This is a genomic window from Nonomuraea diastatica (genome assembly GCF_004349015.1).
In the GTDB taxonomy this organism is placed as follows: domain Bacteria; phylum Actinomycetota; class Actinomycetes; order Streptosporangiales; family Streptosporangiaceae; genus Nonomuraea; species Nonomuraea diastatica.
Genome location: NZ_SMKP01000232.1, coordinates 1 through 15,354, shown reverse-complemented (window position 1 = coordinate 15,354; position 15,354 = coordinate 1). Strand labels below are relative to the sequence as shown.

At 71.1% G+C, this 15,354-nt stretch carries 12 protein-coding genes and 1 pseudogene; 3 read left to right on the top strand and 10 right to left on the bottom strand.

Features of this window, described 5'->3' with window-relative positions:
* Window positions 1-352 precede the first annotated feature (352 nt).
* Complete coding sequence (locus E1294_RS46315) at window positions 353-1,357, top strand: AI-2E family transporter (protein ID WP_165977866.1); 1,005 nt, start codon at window positions 353-355, stop codon at window positions 1,355-1,357.
* On the opposite strand, the gene E1294_RS46310 is transcribed toward E1294_RS46315, so the two are convergent.
* The 6 genes and pseudogenes from E1294_RS46310 to E1294_RS46285 all read right to left on the bottom strand — a co-directional run bounded on the left by E1294_RS46310 (window position 1,334) and on the right by E1294_RS46285 (window position 6,432).
* Entirely contained in the window at window positions 1,334-2,041 is a 708-nt protein-coding gene (locus tag E1294_RS46310) for a DUF6597 domain-containing transcriptional factor (protein WP_132518223.1), read from the bottom strand. The two genes, E1294_RS46315 and E1294_RS46310, sit on opposite strands and share 24 nt — an antisense overlap.
* 36 nt (window positions 2,042-2,077) lie before the next feature.
* Window positions 2,078-2,932: a hypothetical protein gene (locus E1294_RS46305; protein WP_132518221.1), complete on the bottom strand. Its 855-nt coding sequence runs from the start codon at window positions 2,930-2,932 to the stop codon at window positions 2,078-2,080.
* A gap of 161 nt (window positions 2,933-3,093) precedes the next feature.
* Window positions 3,094-3,270 (bottom strand): hypothetical protein, encoded by a 177-nt coding sequence (locus tag E1294_RS46300; protein ID WP_246083759.1) that lies wholly within the window; start codon window positions 3,268-3,270, stop codon window positions 3,094-3,096.
* A gap of 38 nt (window positions 3,271-3,308) precedes the next feature.
* A pseudogene (locus E1294_RS46295) lies at window positions 3,309-3,554 on the bottom strand (response regulator); the annotation flags it as partial.
* A gap of 44 nt (window positions 3,555-3,598) precedes the next feature.
* Window positions 3,599-5,374: a vWA domain-containing protein gene (locus E1294_RS46290; RefSeq protein WP_132518219.1), complete on the bottom strand. Its 1,776-nt coding sequence runs from the start codon at window positions 5,372-5,374 to the stop codon at window positions 3,599-3,601.
* On the bottom strand, window positions 5,371-6,432 hold the full coding sequence (locus E1294_RS46285; RefSeq protein ID WP_132518217.1) for an ATP-binding protein: 1,062 nt from the start codon (window positions 6,430-6,432) through the stop codon (window positions 5,371-5,373). The genes E1294_RS46290 and E1294_RS46285 overlap by 4 nt, the downstream gene beginning before the upstream one ends.
* Window positions 6,433-6,676: 244 nt before the next feature.
* Here E1294_RS46285 and erm point away from each other — a divergent pair, with 244 nt between their 5' ends.
* On the top strand, window positions 6,677-7,501 hold the full coding sequence (gene erm, locus E1294_RS46280) for an ErmE/ErmH/ErmO/ErmR family 23S rRNA (adenine(2058)-N(6))-methyltransferase (protein WP_132518215.1): 825 nt from the start codon (window positions 6,677-6,679) through the stop codon (window positions 7,499-7,501).
* Here erm and E1294_RS46275 read toward each other — a convergent pair.
* Complete coding sequence (locus tag E1294_RS46275) at window positions 7,490-8,884, bottom strand: hypothetical protein (protein WP_132518213.1); 1,395 nt, start codon at window positions 8,882-8,884, stop codon at window positions 7,490-7,492. The genes erm and E1294_RS46275 overlap by 12 nt on opposite strands.
* Window positions 8,885-9,001: 117 nt before the next feature.
* On the opposite strand from E1294_RS46275, the gene E1294_RS46270 reads away from it, so the two are divergent.
* Window positions 9,002-10,582 (top strand): molybdopterin-dependent oxidoreductase, encoded by a 1,581-nt coding sequence (locus tag E1294_RS46270; protein WP_132518211.1) that lies wholly within the window; start codon window positions 9,002-9,004, stop codon window positions 10,580-10,582.
* On the opposite strand, the gene E1294_RS46265 is transcribed toward E1294_RS46270, so the two are convergent.
* From E1294_RS46265 to E1294_RS46255, 3 genes are all read right to left on the bottom strand, one after another.
* Window positions 10,575-12,374, bottom strand: coding sequence for a chitinase (locus tag E1294_RS46265; protein WP_132518209.1), 1,800 nt, complete (start codon window positions 12,372-12,374; stop codon window positions 10,575-10,577). The two genes, E1294_RS46270 and E1294_RS46265, sit on opposite strands and share 8 nt — an antisense overlap.
* Window positions 12,375-12,430: 56 nt before the next feature.
* Window positions 12,431-13,855 (bottom strand): carbohydrate-binding protein, encoded by a 1,425-nt coding sequence (locus E1294_RS46260; RefSeq protein WP_246083758.1) that lies wholly within the window; start codon window positions 13,853-13,855, stop codon window positions 12,431-12,433.
* 14 nt (window positions 13,856-13,869) lie between these two features.
* The coding region (locus E1294_RS46255; protein ID WP_132518204.1) for a chitinase at window positions 13,870-15,354 on the bottom strand (1,485 nt) is incomplete at its 5' end.

Sequence of the window (15,354 nt, the reverse complement as noted above, 5' to 3'; positions counted from 1 at the left end):
CGAACCCGGGATCCCCGCTCAGAGGCGTTCATTTCGTTGTGTCTTAACTCTTTCAGCCGTTCAAGTCTCTGTCAAATTGACCAGACCTGCACAACCTGCGGGAATTAAGCGCCGCCCCCTTTTCGGAGACAACCCCTCTAACTTACCAGCCCTTCAGAGTGGACGCGAACATCCACGAGGTTGGTCAGTGTCTGGAGGCGGCCCCTGAGTGAGACCGGCGATCAACGCCGCTCTCGTGGGACTGATGAACTCTATGTACGCCTCCCGGAACCGTCAAATCGGCGGTGCTCCCGCCGACTCCGGGTAGGTAGGTGGCGTGCCAGATCAACCCATCCCTAGGGCGCTCATCATCATGGTGGGAATCGCCGCCGCGGTGGTCGCCCTCTTCGGAATCCGCGAGGTCGCTTCGATCGCGGGCCCCGTTGTGCTGGCGCTCGTGCTCGTCATCGCCGTCTCGCCGGTGCGCACGTGGCTCGCCGCCAAGGGGGCGCCCACGTGGCTGCAGGTCTCCGTGCCCTTCCTCATCGTCGTGTTCGCGTTGCTGGGCATGGTCGGCATCCTGACGATCTCGGTCTCCGAGCTCGTCTCGCTGCTGCCGGCGTACGCCGCCCAGTTCGACAAGCTCCTCGCCGACGCGCTGGCCTGGGCCGCCGCGCACGGCGTCAGCAACGACGTGCTCGACAGAGGGCTGCAGGCGTTCGACGCGGGGTCGATTCTCGGCTTGGCGCAGAGCCTGCTCGGCAGCCTGATCGGCGTTCTCTCCGCGCTCTTCCTCGTCATCGTGCTGCTGCTGGCGATGTGTCTCGACGCGCCGGTGACATCGAAGATCCTGACGACCGGTGAAGGGTATCGGCCGCAACTGGTGACGGCGCTGGCCACGTTCGCGCGCAAGACGCGGCGCTATCTGATCGTCTCGACCGTCTTCGGGCTGATCTGCGCGACCCTCGACGTGATCGCCCTGACGGTGCTGGACGTGCCGCTGCCGCTGCTCTGGGGTGTGCTGGCGCTCATCGCCAACTACATCCCGAACATCGGTTTCGTCATCGGGCTGGTGCCGCCGGCCGTGCTCGCTCTGCTGGACGGTGGCGTGCAGACGATGGTGCTGGTCGTCGTCGCCTACAGCGTCATCAACGTGGTCGTGCAGTCGTTCATCCTGCCCAAGTTCCTTGGGGACGCGGTGGGGCTGTCGACCACGATGACGTTCCTGTCGCTGATCGTGTGGACGTTCGTGCTGGGACCGCTGGGCGCGATCCTCGCCATCCCGCTGAGCCTGCTGACCCGGGCGTTGCTGATCGACAGCGATCCGCGCGCCAGGTGGGCGCAGAGCCTCATGTCAGGCGGACCGCCCCGCAGGTGAGAGCAGGCGGCGCATGGACACGCCGCTCAGCCGCCTGACGTCGTGGGACAGGTGGGTCTGATCGGAGTAGCCGGCCGTGACGGCCGCCTCCGCCAGCGGGACGCCGGCGCGGGCCAGGCCGAGTGCGCGCTGGAAACGCACGATGCGCTGGAGGGTCTTCGGCGCGTAGCCGAACGAGGCCAGGCTGCGGCGGTGGAGCTGGCGCTCACTGAACCCGAGCCGCCAGGCCACCTCCGCGACCGTGTGGCCCTCGCGCAACGCCCTCGTGATGGCGTAACCGGCGGGGTCGGCGCCCGTGGTGGCGGCCAGCCGGCACCTCACCGCGGCGCGCATGGCGGCCGGCCGCGCGCCCGCCCGCGAGGCGGCCTCCTCGATGCGCTCGGCCGGGAAGGGCAGGTCGGACAGGGCGACGCGCCGGTCACGCAGCTCGTGGAGCGGCACGCCGAAGAAGTCGCCCACCGCCCCGGGCCGGAACCGCACACCCGTGAACATGTCGCCCGCCGCCATGGGCGTCGGCATGGGCCCGGTGTCGGGGCCCGCCACGAACAACCCGCCAGGGCCCCAGATGAGGTCGACGCAGGCGTCGGGCACGACGAGCTGGGTCTGCTCCGTCTCGCTGACCAGGTGCCACCCGCAGGCGACACGGCCGGCGAGATCGGGGGCGGGAGGCCGTTCCGCGTACATGCCTCCAACGTACGCGGCCTCACCGACAGAACGGCCTCACCCCTTCAGCCGTCCGTACGCGCGCAGCGTCTTCAGCCGATGGACGGTGACGTAGCCGCCCCATTCGTGCGCCACGAGCGGCGTCCACATCGGCCAGTTGCCGGTCCAGCCGCCTTCCTCGGACTGGGCGGCGGCGAGCGCGTCGAGGTGGGTGCCGAGGGCGTCCTGCGTGAACAGCGGCAACCGCAACGGCTCCGGCGCGAAGTCCAGCGGGAAGTGCGCATCCCCCGTGGTGCCGGGGTCGAGGGCGACCGTCGCGAGGATGGCCTCCTTGAGCCGGGCGAACTCGGCCTCCGCCCTGTCCCGGTCGGGCACCAGGTCGAGGAAGGTCACGACGGCGCGGGCTTCGTACGGACTCGTCTCGCCGATCTCGGCGATCCGCGACCAGCAGAACGCGGTCGCGGCGGGCAGCCAGGAGTGGGTGCTGCCGTGCTTGTGGAGCAGCCCGGCGATCGACGCGGTGGGCACGAGACTGCCTGGAGGGTCGTCAGCCGTTTCCCACCACGGGGCTCTCGGCGTGTTCCTGACCGACGGCAGGACGAACGGCACGCCGCCGTCCTCGGCGCTGACGGCGGCGAGGTAGTCGCAGGCGGCGCGCACCGTCGGGGAGTCGAAGGCGTCGATCTCGTCGAGGATCCAGAACGCCACCTCGACCGGCTCCGGCTGGCTGCCCGCGCCCCGAAGGTCCGGCTCCAGCGCGTTGCCGAAGCCGCCGTCGGTGTTCTGGTAGCAGCGCAGCACGTCGAGCACCCGCTCGCGCGACCCGCCACCGAACAGGGCCTCGAAGCGCAACCTGTCGATCAGCCTGCCGTGCAGCTCCAGATATCGTCGTGCGCGGTCGAGCATGTCCATGTCGGCTGGTCCTTCAACGCTTGGAATACGGGTCGTCACGGCGAAGCTACCCCGTGTTCCGGCCGTAATCTTGTCAGAATCGGACGCGTGCCCGGCGACCCGCAGGGTTGTGCAAGCCGCACGGGCACCTCGTCCGCGTGATCGTCGTCAGGGAGCCGTCGTCACGGTGTGGCAAGCGCCTCTGTGTGCGACATCCTGGCGGCACGCACCGCCGGGTAGAAGCCGGCGATGCCGCCGATGGCCGACAGCAGCAGCGACTCGGCCACGAACTGCACGCGGATCTGGCCCCGGGTGACGCCCAGCGAGGGGTCGGGCATGTCGACGCCGTTCTCGCGCATGCACGTGGCCTACAGGCGCAGCTGTTCGGCCGCTTCGTGCGGGCGGTCAGGAACAACACGGGGATGCGCTCACCGAGCCGCCTGGCCACCTCGAAGCCGTCGAAGTCCTCCAGCATCACGTCGAGCACGACGATGTCGGGCTTGAACTCCCTGGCGGCGGTCACGGCCTCGGCGCCCGTCCAGGCGGTCCTGACCTCGAACGAGACCAGTCGCAGGGTCTGCGAGAGCAGGGCGCGGATGTTCGGCTCGTCGTCGACGACGAGCACCCTGGCCGGTCGGTCCATGCCTCAAGGATTACCCCAGCCAGTTCAAGGCCAGTCCAAAGCGCTCATTTCACGAAAAAGACCGGCCCGCGCGCGGTGAACGGCAGGGACGCCCCCTGCGGCACCAGGAACGCGTGTTCCCTGCGGATGCGCAGCACGTCGCACTGACCGTCGGTGATCACCAGGATGGGCCCGTCGGGCGGGAAGTCGTCGGCTCGTTCGAGCAGCCTGACGCCGGGCTGGAGGACCGTGCCGCCCCGGCCGCGTACGCGGACCCGGCCCGCGATCTCCTCGACCTGCAGATATCCGGCGTCGTAGGCGGTGGCGTCGCAGAAGACCACGCGGGCGCGGGGCACGTCGCGGGCCGCGGCGTAGGAGGCGATGGCGCCGAGCGCCTTGCCGAGCAACTCCACGTTCATGGAGCCGGAGGTGTCGAGCACCACCCCGAACGTGGCCTTGCGTGCGACCTCCTCCGGGAGCAGCCAGCCGGGTCGCGGGATGCCGGGGCTTGACGCCTGTCTGCGGGAGGCGCGCGCGTAGGAACGCCGCTTCTCCTCGGGCTGGAAGTGCTCGTCGAACCAGCGCGCGAGCTGGGCGTCCCAGGGCAGCGGCGGCTGGTCGAGCGCGCGGATCTCCTGCTCGAGCCCGGCGGGCAGGAGACCGCGGCCGCTCGTCTGGTGGTAGGCCAGCCCCGTGCAGAGCGCGTTGCGGTAGTAGTCGTCGAGGTCGACGTAGCCGCCGATGCGCCGCGGCGGGCGGTCGAGCACGTCGCCGAGCCCGCGCCCGCGCAGGGTGGCCAGCTTGCGTACGCGGCGCAGGTCGGTGGCGATCCGGTCGTAGACCGCCTCGGCCGACATGCCGGTCAGTGCCTGGTCGAACAGCAGCCCTTCCGGCATCTCGCCGACGCCCATCTCGACCAGCCACCCGTTGATCACGTAGTCGCAGGCGACGTTCCACAGGTACGGCTCGCGCATGCCGGCCCGCTCACCGTGGCACAGCGCGGCGTGCAACATCTCGTGGGCCAGCACGAAACGCCATTCTGGCTCGGAGTGCCGGGCCAGCGGGTTGACGTAGATCTCGCCCGCCTCGGCGCTGACCGCGGCGATCGAGATGTCCCAGCCCCTGGCCAGCTCCGCGTCGGAAACGATCTTCATGCCCGCGGCCAGCGCCCCGAGCAGCGGATATGAGGACACGAACCAGCGCAGCGCGACGTCCCATGGGCCCTTGGCATGCCCTTCGACGGGAGTGCGCGGCTCGCCCGCCCGGTCGAGCGCGCTCGTGGCCGCCTCGGCGATGCCGATGGCGAACGTGCGCTGGAAGTCCCAGTCCTCGGCCTCCTTCGCCGAGCCGATGCGGAAGTCGGGCACGCCGGCCGGCTGGAAGGGACCGGGAACCCCGAGCCTGCGCCACCGCTCCGACAGCGTCACCTCGTCGTTGTCCGGCAGGTCGTCGGGGAGCGGCGCTGGACTGCGCCCGATCTTCAGCGTGCGCAGGAACCCGTCCACGGCCGCGCAGCAGGCGGCGTGATAGGCGGGGTCGGGGCGGTCACCGTCGACGTCCTTCGGAGCGCAGGCACGCGGGTCGGCATGGCCGAACCCCAGGTGGAGCAGCAGGTGGGCGAAGACCCACGTCCATTCCTCGGCCGGGGCGCGGTGCTTGGGGTGGAAGCGCACGTCGCCGTCGTGGGTGACGTGCGCCCAGGTGCCGTTGGGCAGCTCACCGTCCTCGGCCTCCAGCAGGTAGGCGTGGAAGACGCGGAACAGCGGGTGCCGGGTGACGGTGTGCCAGCCTTCATGGACGTTGGCGCGCCAGGGGTCGACCTTGGCCTTGCGCCTGCTCATGACCGGGCCGCCATCAGGCGCGGCACGTCCCTGCCGACCTCGACGAGGAACCAGGAGGGCAGCGCGGGCGCGCCGTCGGCGTTGTTGGCGATGACGAGCTGGGCGCATTCGAGGGAGATCTCGGCCAGCTCGACCAGCAGGGTCTTGGCCCGGAAGCCCAGGTCGCGGCCGCGGGCGGAGGCGCCGCGCTTGTCGGCGGGCAGCTCTTTGATGAGCCGGGCGCGGAAGGCCTCGGCCAGGAAGTAGAGCAGGTCGCGTTCCTCGGGCTGGCGCGGCCACGGGGCCTCGCCCTTCAGCACGGCCTCCAGATCGTACGCGTGCCGCACGGTCTTGACGTACGCGCGGAAGGCCGAGGCGTGCGTGCCGGTGAGCGTGCCGAACGCGAGCATGGCGAGGGTCTCGTCGGCGAGGTCGTCGCCGTAGGAGGTGATCACGTCGGACAACATGTGCCAGGCCCGCGGCGAGGAGAACGGCTCCTCGGTCTTCGGCGGCGGGCTCCACAGGTGGTCGGGGCGCTGCACGAGGTAGTCAATGATCCACGGGTGGATGCCGTTGTCCGCCGCCCACTTGAGCCAGTCGTCGGACGAGGCCCGCAGGTGCACGTGGACCAGCCGGTTGACCAGCGCGGAGGCCATCGGGCGGGCCAGCGCGTTGTCGGTGGCGCGGTTGCCGGCGCCGATCACCACCGAGCCGGCCGGCAGCTCGTACGTGCCGATCCTGCGGTCGAGGATCAGGGAGTAGAAGGCCTTCTGCACCTCGGGCGCTGAGGCGTTGAGCTCGTCGAGGAAGAGGCAGTAGGGCTCACTGCGGGCGATCGACTCGGGCGGCGCGAACCGGCTGCGCCCGCCGACCAGTTCGGGCACGCCGATCAGGTCCTCGGGGGCGAGCTGGGTGCCAAGCAGCGTCACGCACTCCAGGCCGAGCGAGCCGGCGAACTCGCGGACCAGGGAGCTCTTGCCGATGCCCGGCGCGCCCCACAGGAAGACGGGCCGGACCACGGCGACGTGCAGCAGCAGCTCGGGGAGCTGTGCCGGAGTGACCGTGACCGTTGCCTGCACGTCCTCCAGGGTGGCGGCCCTGCCCTCGCCGGCGCGACCGATTTAAATGTTTTGCCCGGTCGACGGGGGTCGGCTTAGGGTCGGTCTCATGTCATGCATGTTCACCTGCCAGGTTTTCATCCGCATCCGCCGCGGCCGGGCTCTGGCCCGCTAGCGGACGCGATCACCTGAGGCTGGGCGTCCGCGCGCGTGCCCAGGGCCCTTCGAGCAACCCGTTGTCTCGAGGACCCGGAAGGGCAGTGCTGTGGCGCGAAATCACGCACACGGAAACTATTCACACACCCAGAAGAAGGCCAGGAACAGCGGTGGCGGCCGCACGCCCGCGGATCGGGCGCGGCGTACGCTCTCGCAGAACTTCCTGGTCGACCGGCATGCCGTCGACCTGATGGTCAAGGCCGCCGGTCCGGAGGGGCTGGTGCTGGAGCCCGGCCCCGGCGAGGGCGCGCTCACCCTGGCGCTGGCCGAGGCGGGCGCCCAGGTGGTCGGCTACGAGGTCGATCCCCGGCTGGCCGGGCGGCTGGCCTCGCGCACCCGCAGCGACCCCAGGATCGACATCGTCAGGCGCGACTTCACCACCGTGAGGGCGCCGCGAGAGCCGTTCGCGGTCGTGGGCAACATCCCCTACTCGATCACGTCGAAGATCGTCGACTGGTGTCTGCGGGCACCGGCCCTGACCTCGGCGACGCTGCTCACGCAGCGGGAGTACGCGCGCAAGCGCGCGGGCGGCTACGGCCGCTGGAGCCTGGTCACGGTGGAGTCGTGGCCGTGGTTCAGCTGGAAGCTCGGCGACACGATCGGCAGGGAGAGCTTCCGGCCCGTCCCGTCGGTCGACTCGGCGATCCTGCGCCTCCAGCGCAGGCCCGAGCCGCTCGTGAGCGGCGGCCGCTCCTACCAGGAGCTGGTCGAGGTGGGGTTCGGCGGCGTGGGCGGGTCGGTGCGCGCGTCGCTGAAGACGAGGTATGACGGGGTGGACACCGCACTGGCGGCGGCCCGTGTGTCCCGCGACACCGTCGTGGGACACGTGCACCCCGACCAGTGGATCACGTTGTGGGAGCACCTATGCCGGTGACGTGATCCTCGAGTCGTCAGAACTCCCCTGAGACGGGGCCGGCCCTGGGACTGTCGCCACGCGGCGGCGGCCCCAGGGCATGGCCAGGGCCAGGATCGGCAGCAGCAGGATCGAGGCCCGCGACCAGTCGGCGTGCTGCAGCCACCACCCGTTGAAGTCGAACTGCGTCATGTAGAGGTAGCCGTAGCCGGCCCAGAGCGAGGCGCCGATGATGGCCGGCCAGGCGAACCTCGTGGGCCTGGCGACCAGGAACGGCATGAACCACATGAGGTATTGGGCGCCGAGCCGGGGCGTCATGACCATGAAGACCAGCAGCACGGCGATCGTCATGTCGACCGGGTCGGCCCGCCGCCAGTAGAGCACGGCGGCGACGACGCTCACGTAGATCAGCTTCGTCCCGAACGAGGCCAGGTCGGGCCGGAGTGCCCACTGCCCCTCGGTCAGCCACGGGGTCCAGCCCCATTCGCCGACGATGGGCCGGATGTCCTGGATGGTGTGGATGACCGCCGGGATCTGGTCGAGCGACGTGCCCGCGAAGACCGGCAGCGTCACCAGGAAGAAGACGGGCACCAGCCCGGTCGCGAACAGGGCGGCGACGCGCGCGCGCAGATTGGGCAGGAGCAGCAGCATGCCGGGGATCAGCCAGATGGGCCAGCTCTTGGCGCACAACGCCAGGCCCATCAGCAGGCCCGCCAGCGCGCCCCGCCTGAGGTGGGCGCGGTCGTCCTCGCCCGGCAGCAGCGAGCGGTGCACCATGCCGCCGCGGCCGATCACCCGCGGCACGGCACCCCGGACGCCGTGCGCGGCCAGGCCCGCGCGCACCCGTGCGATCACGTCGGTGGTCATTCCTGGGCGCTCGGGCGCGCCCGGCCCCCTGGCGACCACGAAGGCGGCGACGCCGAACACGAGCGCGACCGGCTCGACCTGGCCATGGATGCAGGCGACCATCAGGGCGAGCGGGTTGAGCGCGTACTGGAGGGCTCGCAGCGACGCCTTGGGGCCGCCGGCCAGCTTGGCCACCAGGGGGATGAGCACGATGTCGGCGACCACGGTGACCAGGCGCCCGGCGTATTCCCACGGGATGCCGAGCCACAGCAGGATGCCGTACGCGTAGGGGATCGTCGGCAGGAAGTGCCAGCCGCCCTCGCTGGCCAGCACCGGGTCCTCGCCCCGCAGCACGGCCTCGCCCGCGGGCTTGAAGCTCTCCATGAAGTCGACGGGCTGCCACGAATCGATCGCCGACGTGTACATGATCAGCACGCGTACGGCGATGCCCACGAGAACGGCGACAAGGAGCGGCGGCCGCCAGTCGCGCCACTGGGCGACGAGGGCGAGCACGACACCGGTGACGAGGACGATGCCCGTGAGAACTGCGTAATCCATGGCGGGATATAGCCTGCCGCACCCGGAGCGCAGCCGCCACCAGGGCTTCCGATTCTTATCCCCGACATGCCGACACGTATAGCGATACGGCATCACTCTTTGTGTTGAACTTTTCGCATGGGGGGATCGCAGGTCAACCAGGCACTGGTCAGGCTCTATTTCGAGGTGAGGAACGGGCTGCGCGACCCGGTCGCGGCGTGGGCGAAACTCACAGCGAATTCACAGGAATACCAGCCGGCCAGGGGTGAGCGGCGGGTGCCGCTCGACGACGTGACGGCCGCCGAGCTGGCGGCGGCGGCGATCGTGCACACCGCTGACGAGCACGGGCCCGAGCGGGTGGCGGCGCTGGCCAGCTCCCCGCTGGCACGCCTCGTCGGCGAGCTCGGCGGTGCGGTGCTGACCGAGCACCCGTGCGCCCCCGAGCAGGTGCTGGGGCCGCGCTTCGCCGGTCCGTCACGCGCCGAGGACTGGGCGAGGGCGGCATACGTGCTGCTGTGGGGGGAGAACAACCGGCTCGTACGCTCGGCGGACACACCCTGGGTGATCGCCGGCCGCTACAAGGGTCAGAAGGTGGTCGCGATCGGCACGCATCCGACGCGGTTGTCCGACGAGACGCTGGTCGTGCGGCCCGGCACGGACGGCGCGCTGGCCATGGCCATGGGGCACGTGCTGCTCAAGGAGTTCTTCCTGGACCGCACGCCGTTCGCCGGGCAGGCGATGGAGCACACCGATCTGCCGCTTCTGGTGCGGTTGCGGGACCGCGAGGAGGCGTACGTGCCGGGCGGGCTGACGGGCGGCGCCTGCGACCGGCTCAGCGTGTACGGCGGCGAGGCGGTGGAGGTGCTGCTGCCGCGCTTCGACGGCGGCCCGGGGGTGCTGCGGCGCGGCGTGCCCGTGCTGCGCGACGGCGGCGAGCTGGTGACGACCGTGTTCGACCTGCTGCTGGCCGTCTACGGGGTGGCCAGGCCCCGGCTGCCGGGCGTGTGGCCGCGCGGCTACGACGACCGGGCGGAGCCGTACACGCCGGCCTGGCAGGAGGCCTGCACCGGAGTGGCCGCGTCGCGGACGGTGAAGATCGCGCGGGAGCTGGGCGTGACGGCGGAGAAGACGGGCGGCGGGTGCGTGATCGTGCCCGGGCGGCTGGAGACGCCGCACGCCGACACCGCCTACCGGGCGATGCTGGCGCTGCTGGTGCTCACCGGGTGCGGCGGCGGCTGGGCGCAGGCGGGCGGTGCGGGGATTCCGCTGGTGCCGTACCTGTGCCTGCACGCATGCGGCGAGGACCGCTCCGACGTGGGCGCGCTGAGCTGGGCGCTGGCCGATGGGTTGTTCGCGCACAAGACCTCGCGCTCGGTGCTGCTGGAGGCGGTGCGCGACGGCTGGCCGATGGCCCCGCCGCCGCGCGTGCTCGCCCTGCCGCGCCCGATCTATCCGCTGCCTCCCGACGTCGACCTGCTCATCGGGCCTGACGACCACTGCGACCTGTCCGCGCCGGACACGGAGCTGGTGGTGGCGGCCGTGACGAGGATGATCGGCCGGGTCGACCCCGCGGGGCACGACCGGGTGCCGCCCGCCGGGCGCATGCGGCTGCTGGTGGATCACGCCTGGATGCACGAGTACGGCGAGGCCCTGCCCACCTACCGGCCGCCCGGCCTCGGCGTCCCGCTCAAGCCCACCCAGCTCGTCCGCGTCAGGTGAGCCCGTCCAGGTACGCCCGGTGGCTCCTGGAGAACTCGAACCCGTTGTGCCGGTCCCAGTTGATCGACCAGGCCATCAGGCCCCGCAGCCCCGGATAGACGCCCCGCGGCCGGTACGTCCCGCAGCCGGTGCCCGTGGCCAGGCAGCCGAACGCCTTCCGCACCTCCCTCACGGTCGTGAACCCGTTGCCCGCGTTGACCGAGGCGGGCAGCCCGATGGCCACCTGGTCCTGGCGCAGCGGCGGGAACACGTTGGCCGCATCGCCCATGATCGGGAAGCCGGCCAGCAACATGTCGGTCATGGCGACGTGGAAGTCGTGCCCGCCCATGGTGTGGTACTGGCCGTCCAGGCCCATGATCGGCCCGGAGTTGTAGTCCTGCACGTGGAGCAGGGTGAGGTCGTCGCGCATCGCGTGGATGACCGGCAGGTAGGAGGCGCTTCTGGGGTCCGCCGCGCCGTTCGGGCCCGGCCCGTAGAACTGGTGGCCGAGCTGGACGAAGAACGTCTCCGGCGCCATCGTCAGCACGAACCCGTCGCCGTGGCGGCTCTTGAGGCTCTTCAGCGCCGCGATGAGGTTGACGACGACCGGCGTGGTCGGAGCGTCCAGGTCGGTGTCGCCCGGGTCGAGATGGAGCGAGTGGCCCTCGAAGTCGACGTCCAGGCCGTCGAGCCCGTACCTGTCGATGATCGCCGAGACCGACCCGACGAACGCGTCGCGCGCCGCCGCGGTCGTGAGCTGCACCTGGCCGTTCTGCCCGCCGATCGAGATCAGCACCTTCTTGCCCTGCGCCTGCTTGGCCCTGATGGCGGCGGCGAAGTCGGCGTCGGACTCGACGCCGGGGCATTCGGCGGCCGGGCACCGGCTGAACCGGATGTCGCCCGAGGTGACCGAGGTGGGCTCGCCGAAGGCGAGGTTGATGACGTCCCATTCGTCCGGGACCTCGCTCATCTTGACATAGCCGGATCCGTTGGCGAACGACGCGTGCAGGTACCCGACCAGCACCCGCTCGGGCAGCCCGCCGTCGCCCCCGTTCCCCGCAGCGGTGGTGGTGCCGCTCGCCTCGGGGCTGTAGGCGGAGCAGTTGCCCGCCGCGTCGCAGGCGCGGACCTTGAAGCGGTACGTGGTGTCCGCGCCCAGCCCGGTCGCCCGGTGGCTCGTCCCGGTGACGGCGACGGGCGAGCCGCCGTCGCGCGACACCTCGTAACGGGTGACGCCCACGTCGTCCGTGGCGGCCGACCAGGTGACGTCGAGGCTCGTGGGGGTGGCCCCGCCGGCGGACACGCCACCCGGCACGCTGGGCGCCGAGGTGTCCTGCTCGCCGGAGGCGCCGTCGAGGACGACGTCGTCGGCGAGATAAGGTTCCTGGCCGTACCAGCCGTGGAGGTAGATCGTCACGGAGGCGGTGGACGGGCCCGTGGTGAAGGTCGTGCGCAGCCGGGTCCAGGCCGCGCCGGGCGAGCCCCAGGTCTGCGGGTCGGCGCCGCCGGTGCCCGTGGCGCCGAGGAAGACGTAGCCGCCCTGGACCCAGGCCGACAGCGTGTACGACGACGACGGCCGCACGCTGACCTGCCGGCCGCATCGGGCAAGGTCGGTGCCCTGCGGGGTGGCCAGGAGCGCGGCGGCGCCGCCGCGCACAGGGGACGCGACCGCCTGCGCCCCGGCGGAGCACGTCCAGCCGCTGAGCCCGGACTCGAAGCCGGGGTTGGGCACGATGTTCGCGGCCTGGGCGGGGGTGGCGTGCAGCGTGGTGAGTCCCAGGACGAGCGCGGCCGTCGCCGCTCGGAGATTCATGACGTTCCTCCTGGCCCGGCCCGCCCCGGTGGAGGGGCGGGCCGGATTCGAGCGGGTCAGAAGCCGGCGGTGGTCCTGGTGAACTCCCAGTCGGACTGGGCGATGCCGCTGCAGTTGGAGGTCACGCCGCCTCCCGGGCAGGGCCGGTCACGGTTGACCGCCCAGTACGCGAGCCTGGTCAGGCCCTTGGACCTGGCCCAGTCGCGGATCTGCGTCCAGGTGCCGGGCGAGGTCAGCTCCTGCTGGTCGGACAGGCCGTTCATGCCGGAGATGCCCATGTGCGCGTACGCCTGGGCGTCGGACCAGCCGTACGCGTTCTTGAGCGCGTTCTTCAGGCCCTCGGACGCGTTGACGGTGTCCTGGTAGATGTTGGAGCTGCCGAAGTCGAACGGCATGATCGTGAAGTTGTCGATCGGCACGCCGAGGGCCCTGGCCTGGTTGATGAGGCGGACGCCGTGGGCGTTCGGGCCGGTCCTGGTGGTGCCGAAGGTTACGACGATCTTGACGTTCGGGTTGTTCTGCCTGACGATCTTGAGGGCGTTCAGGATGCGGTCCTGGACGGTGTAGTTCTCGAACTCGTCGGTGTTCTCGATGTCGAAGTCGACGACGGCCGGGCCCACGGCGTTGATGACCTGCTGCACCGCGCCCGCGAACGCCTGTGGCGAGGAGCAGTTGGGGCCGAGCTTGTTGCCCTGCCAGCCGCCGAAGGAGATCTGGACGCTGCCGCCCTTCGACTTGATCGTGTTGATCGCCTGCTGGTCGGCGCCGCCGGTCAGCGGGCGCTGCCCGTCCCACGCCGGGGTGCAGCCGCCGCTGGACAGGATGAACGCCATCGTGAACGACTTGACGCCCGTGGCATCCATGACGGCGCCCGGGTTGGGCGGGTTGCCCCAGCCCATGTAGAGGTAGGGGGCGCCGGGCATCTTGCTGGGGTTGTTACCGGTGCAGCCCGACGTGGTGGCGGTGGCGTCGCGGCCGGCCGACTCGCCCGCCGCGTTGTACGCCTTCACGGTGTAGGTGTGGGTCGTGCACACGCCGAGCCCGGAGATGGTGGCGCTGGTGCCGGAGACCTGGGCGCGCCGGGTCGAGCCCTCGTACACGCGGTAGCCCGACACGGTGCCGCCGGCGGCGCCCCAGCGCAGCGTGATGCTGGAGTTCGTGACCGACGTGCTCACCGTGCCCGGCACGCCGGGGGCGCCGGGCTCGGGGTCGGTGTCGCCACCCGAGGTGGGCTTCCAGAGCGCGGGCACGGCGGACGGCTCCCAGCCGGGCTGGGACGTGTGGCCCTGCAGGCAGACGTAGTCGACGCCGTTGTGGGTGACGACCGCGCCTGTGGCGTACGCGGTCCACGGGGCCCAGGCGGCGGCCAGCCGCTGCACCGTGCCGGTGGCGGCGGCGGTGGCGCTGGCGGCGGCGGCGGCGGATCCGATGGTGGCCGGGCCGGTCAGGGTAAGGGCGAGGGCGGTCGCTAACGCGACCATTTTGCGGCGTAATTTCATGACATTCCCTGAAGGTGAGGCTTGACGGTCTTGGAGAAGGACCAGCTGTTGCTCGCGTCCCAGTTGATGGACCACGTCATCGCGCCCCTGATGTCGGGGTAGGCGCGCGGCGGCACGAAGGTCCCGCAGCCGGTCCGCTTGGCCAGGCAGTCGAGCGCCCGGTTGACGGCCGAGGGCGGCACGACGCCGCCGTTCGCGGCGCCCGGCCCGGCCGGCAGGCCCAGCGCCACCTGGTCGGGACGGAGCCCGTTCTCGAGCTGGATGCAGGCCAGCGCGGTGATGAAGTCGACCGTGCCCTGCGCGTACGCGAAGGCCTGGTCGCAGCCGAGCATCGAGCCGGAGTTGTAGAACTGCGTGTGGACGACGGTGAGGATGTCCTTGATGGACAGGGCGAGCTTGAAGTACTCCATCCCGGTCGACTGCATGTCGATGGTCTGCGGGGCCATGGTGATGATCAGCTCGGAGCCGGCCTGGGCGCGCAGCGACCTCAGCGCCTGACCCATGTAGGTGGCGTTGAGGCCGTTCTCCAGGTCGATGTCCACGCCGTCGAAGCCGTAGCTCCGCATCAGCGCGTACACCGAGTCGGCGAACCGCGTGGCGGCCGCGGCGCTCGCGACCTGCACGCGCCCGGCCTCGCCGCCGACCGACAGGATGACCTTCTTGCCGCGCTGCTTCAGCGCCTGGACGTCCGCCCTGAACTGGGCGTCGGTGTAGCCGCCCAGCGCCGTGGCCAGTCCGGGGTCGACCCCGAACACGACCTCGCCCGGGGTGGCGGTGGCCTCGCCGAACGCCACCGCGATCAGGTCGTACTCGTCGGGCACGGCCGACAGCTTGAGCTCGACGGCGGGATTGACGAAGTTGTGCCAGTAGCCGGTGAGGAAGTGCCTGGGCAACGTGCCGCTCTGGCAGCCGGCCGTGGTGAAGCCGAAAGGATCACCGGCGGGGCCGTCGCCCGAGGCGTCCGTCGCGGTGATCGTGACCGTGTGCAAGGTGCAGGCGTCCAGGCCGGTCAGGGTGTGCGTGGTGCCGGTGACGGTGACGGCGGCCGCGCCGTCGAGCCGGATCCGGTAACCGGTGGCGCCGGGGACGGCGCTCCAGCTCAGCGCGGCGCTGGTCGCGGTGGCGGAGGCCAGCGTGATGCCGCCGACCTTGCCGAGCCCACCGGGATCCTCTCCGGAGTCGCCGCAGGGAGCGCCGTTCAGCGTGCAGCCGGAGACGCCGGGGAAGTTGCCCGGGCTGCCGTTGAAGCCGAAGCTCACGCTCGCCCCGGCGGCCAGCGCCGGCGCCCAGGACGGGTTGGTGAACATGTAGTGCTGCCCGCTCCTCGACATGACCGCGTCCCACGCGGACGGGATGGAGAAGCCCGCCGGAACGTCGAACTGGACGTTCCAGCCGTTCATGGTGGTGGAGGTGCCGTTGGTGACGGTGACCTTGCCCTCGAAACCCGAGCCCCAGTCGGAGACCTTGGCGAAGGTCGCGGT

Bases quoted from the DNA above. Each gene is read 5' to 3' on its own strand.
- E1294_RS46315 (WP_165977866.1), top strand. From the start codon at position 353: ATGGTGGGAATCGCCGCCGCGGTGGTCGCCCTCTTCGGAATCCGCGAG.
- E1294_RS46310 (WP_132518223.1), bottom strand. From the start codon at position 2,041: ATGTACGCGGAACGGCCTCCCGCCCCCGATCTCGCCGGCCGTGTCGCC.
- E1294_RS46305 (WP_132518221.1), bottom strand. From the start codon at position 2,932: ATGGACATGCTCGACCGCGCACGACGATATCTGGAGCTGCACGGCAGG.
- E1294_RS46300 (WP_246083759.1), bottom strand. From the start codon at position 3,270: ATGCGCGAGAACGGCGTCGACATGCCCGACCCCTCGCTGGGCGTCACC.
- E1294_RS46290 (WP_132518219.1), bottom strand. From the start codon at position 5,374: ATGAGCAGGCGCAAGGCCAAGGTCGACCCCTGGCGCGCCAACGTCCAT.
- E1294_RS46275 (WP_132518213.1), bottom strand. From the start codon at position 8,884: ATGGATTACGCAGTTCTCACGGGCATCGTCCTCGTCACCGGTGTCGTG.
- E1294_RS46270 (WP_132518211.1), top strand. From the start codon at position 9,002: ATGGGGGGATCGCAGGTCAACCAGGCACTGGTCAGGCTCTATTTCGAG.
- E1294_RS46265 (WP_132518209.1), bottom strand. From the start codon at position 12,374: ATGAATCTCCGAGCGGCGACGGCCGCGCTCGTCCTGGGACTCACCACG.
- E1294_RS46260 (WP_246083758.1), bottom strand. From the start codon at position 13,855: ATGGTCGCGTTAGCGACCGCCCTCGCCCTTACCCTGACCGGCCCGGCC.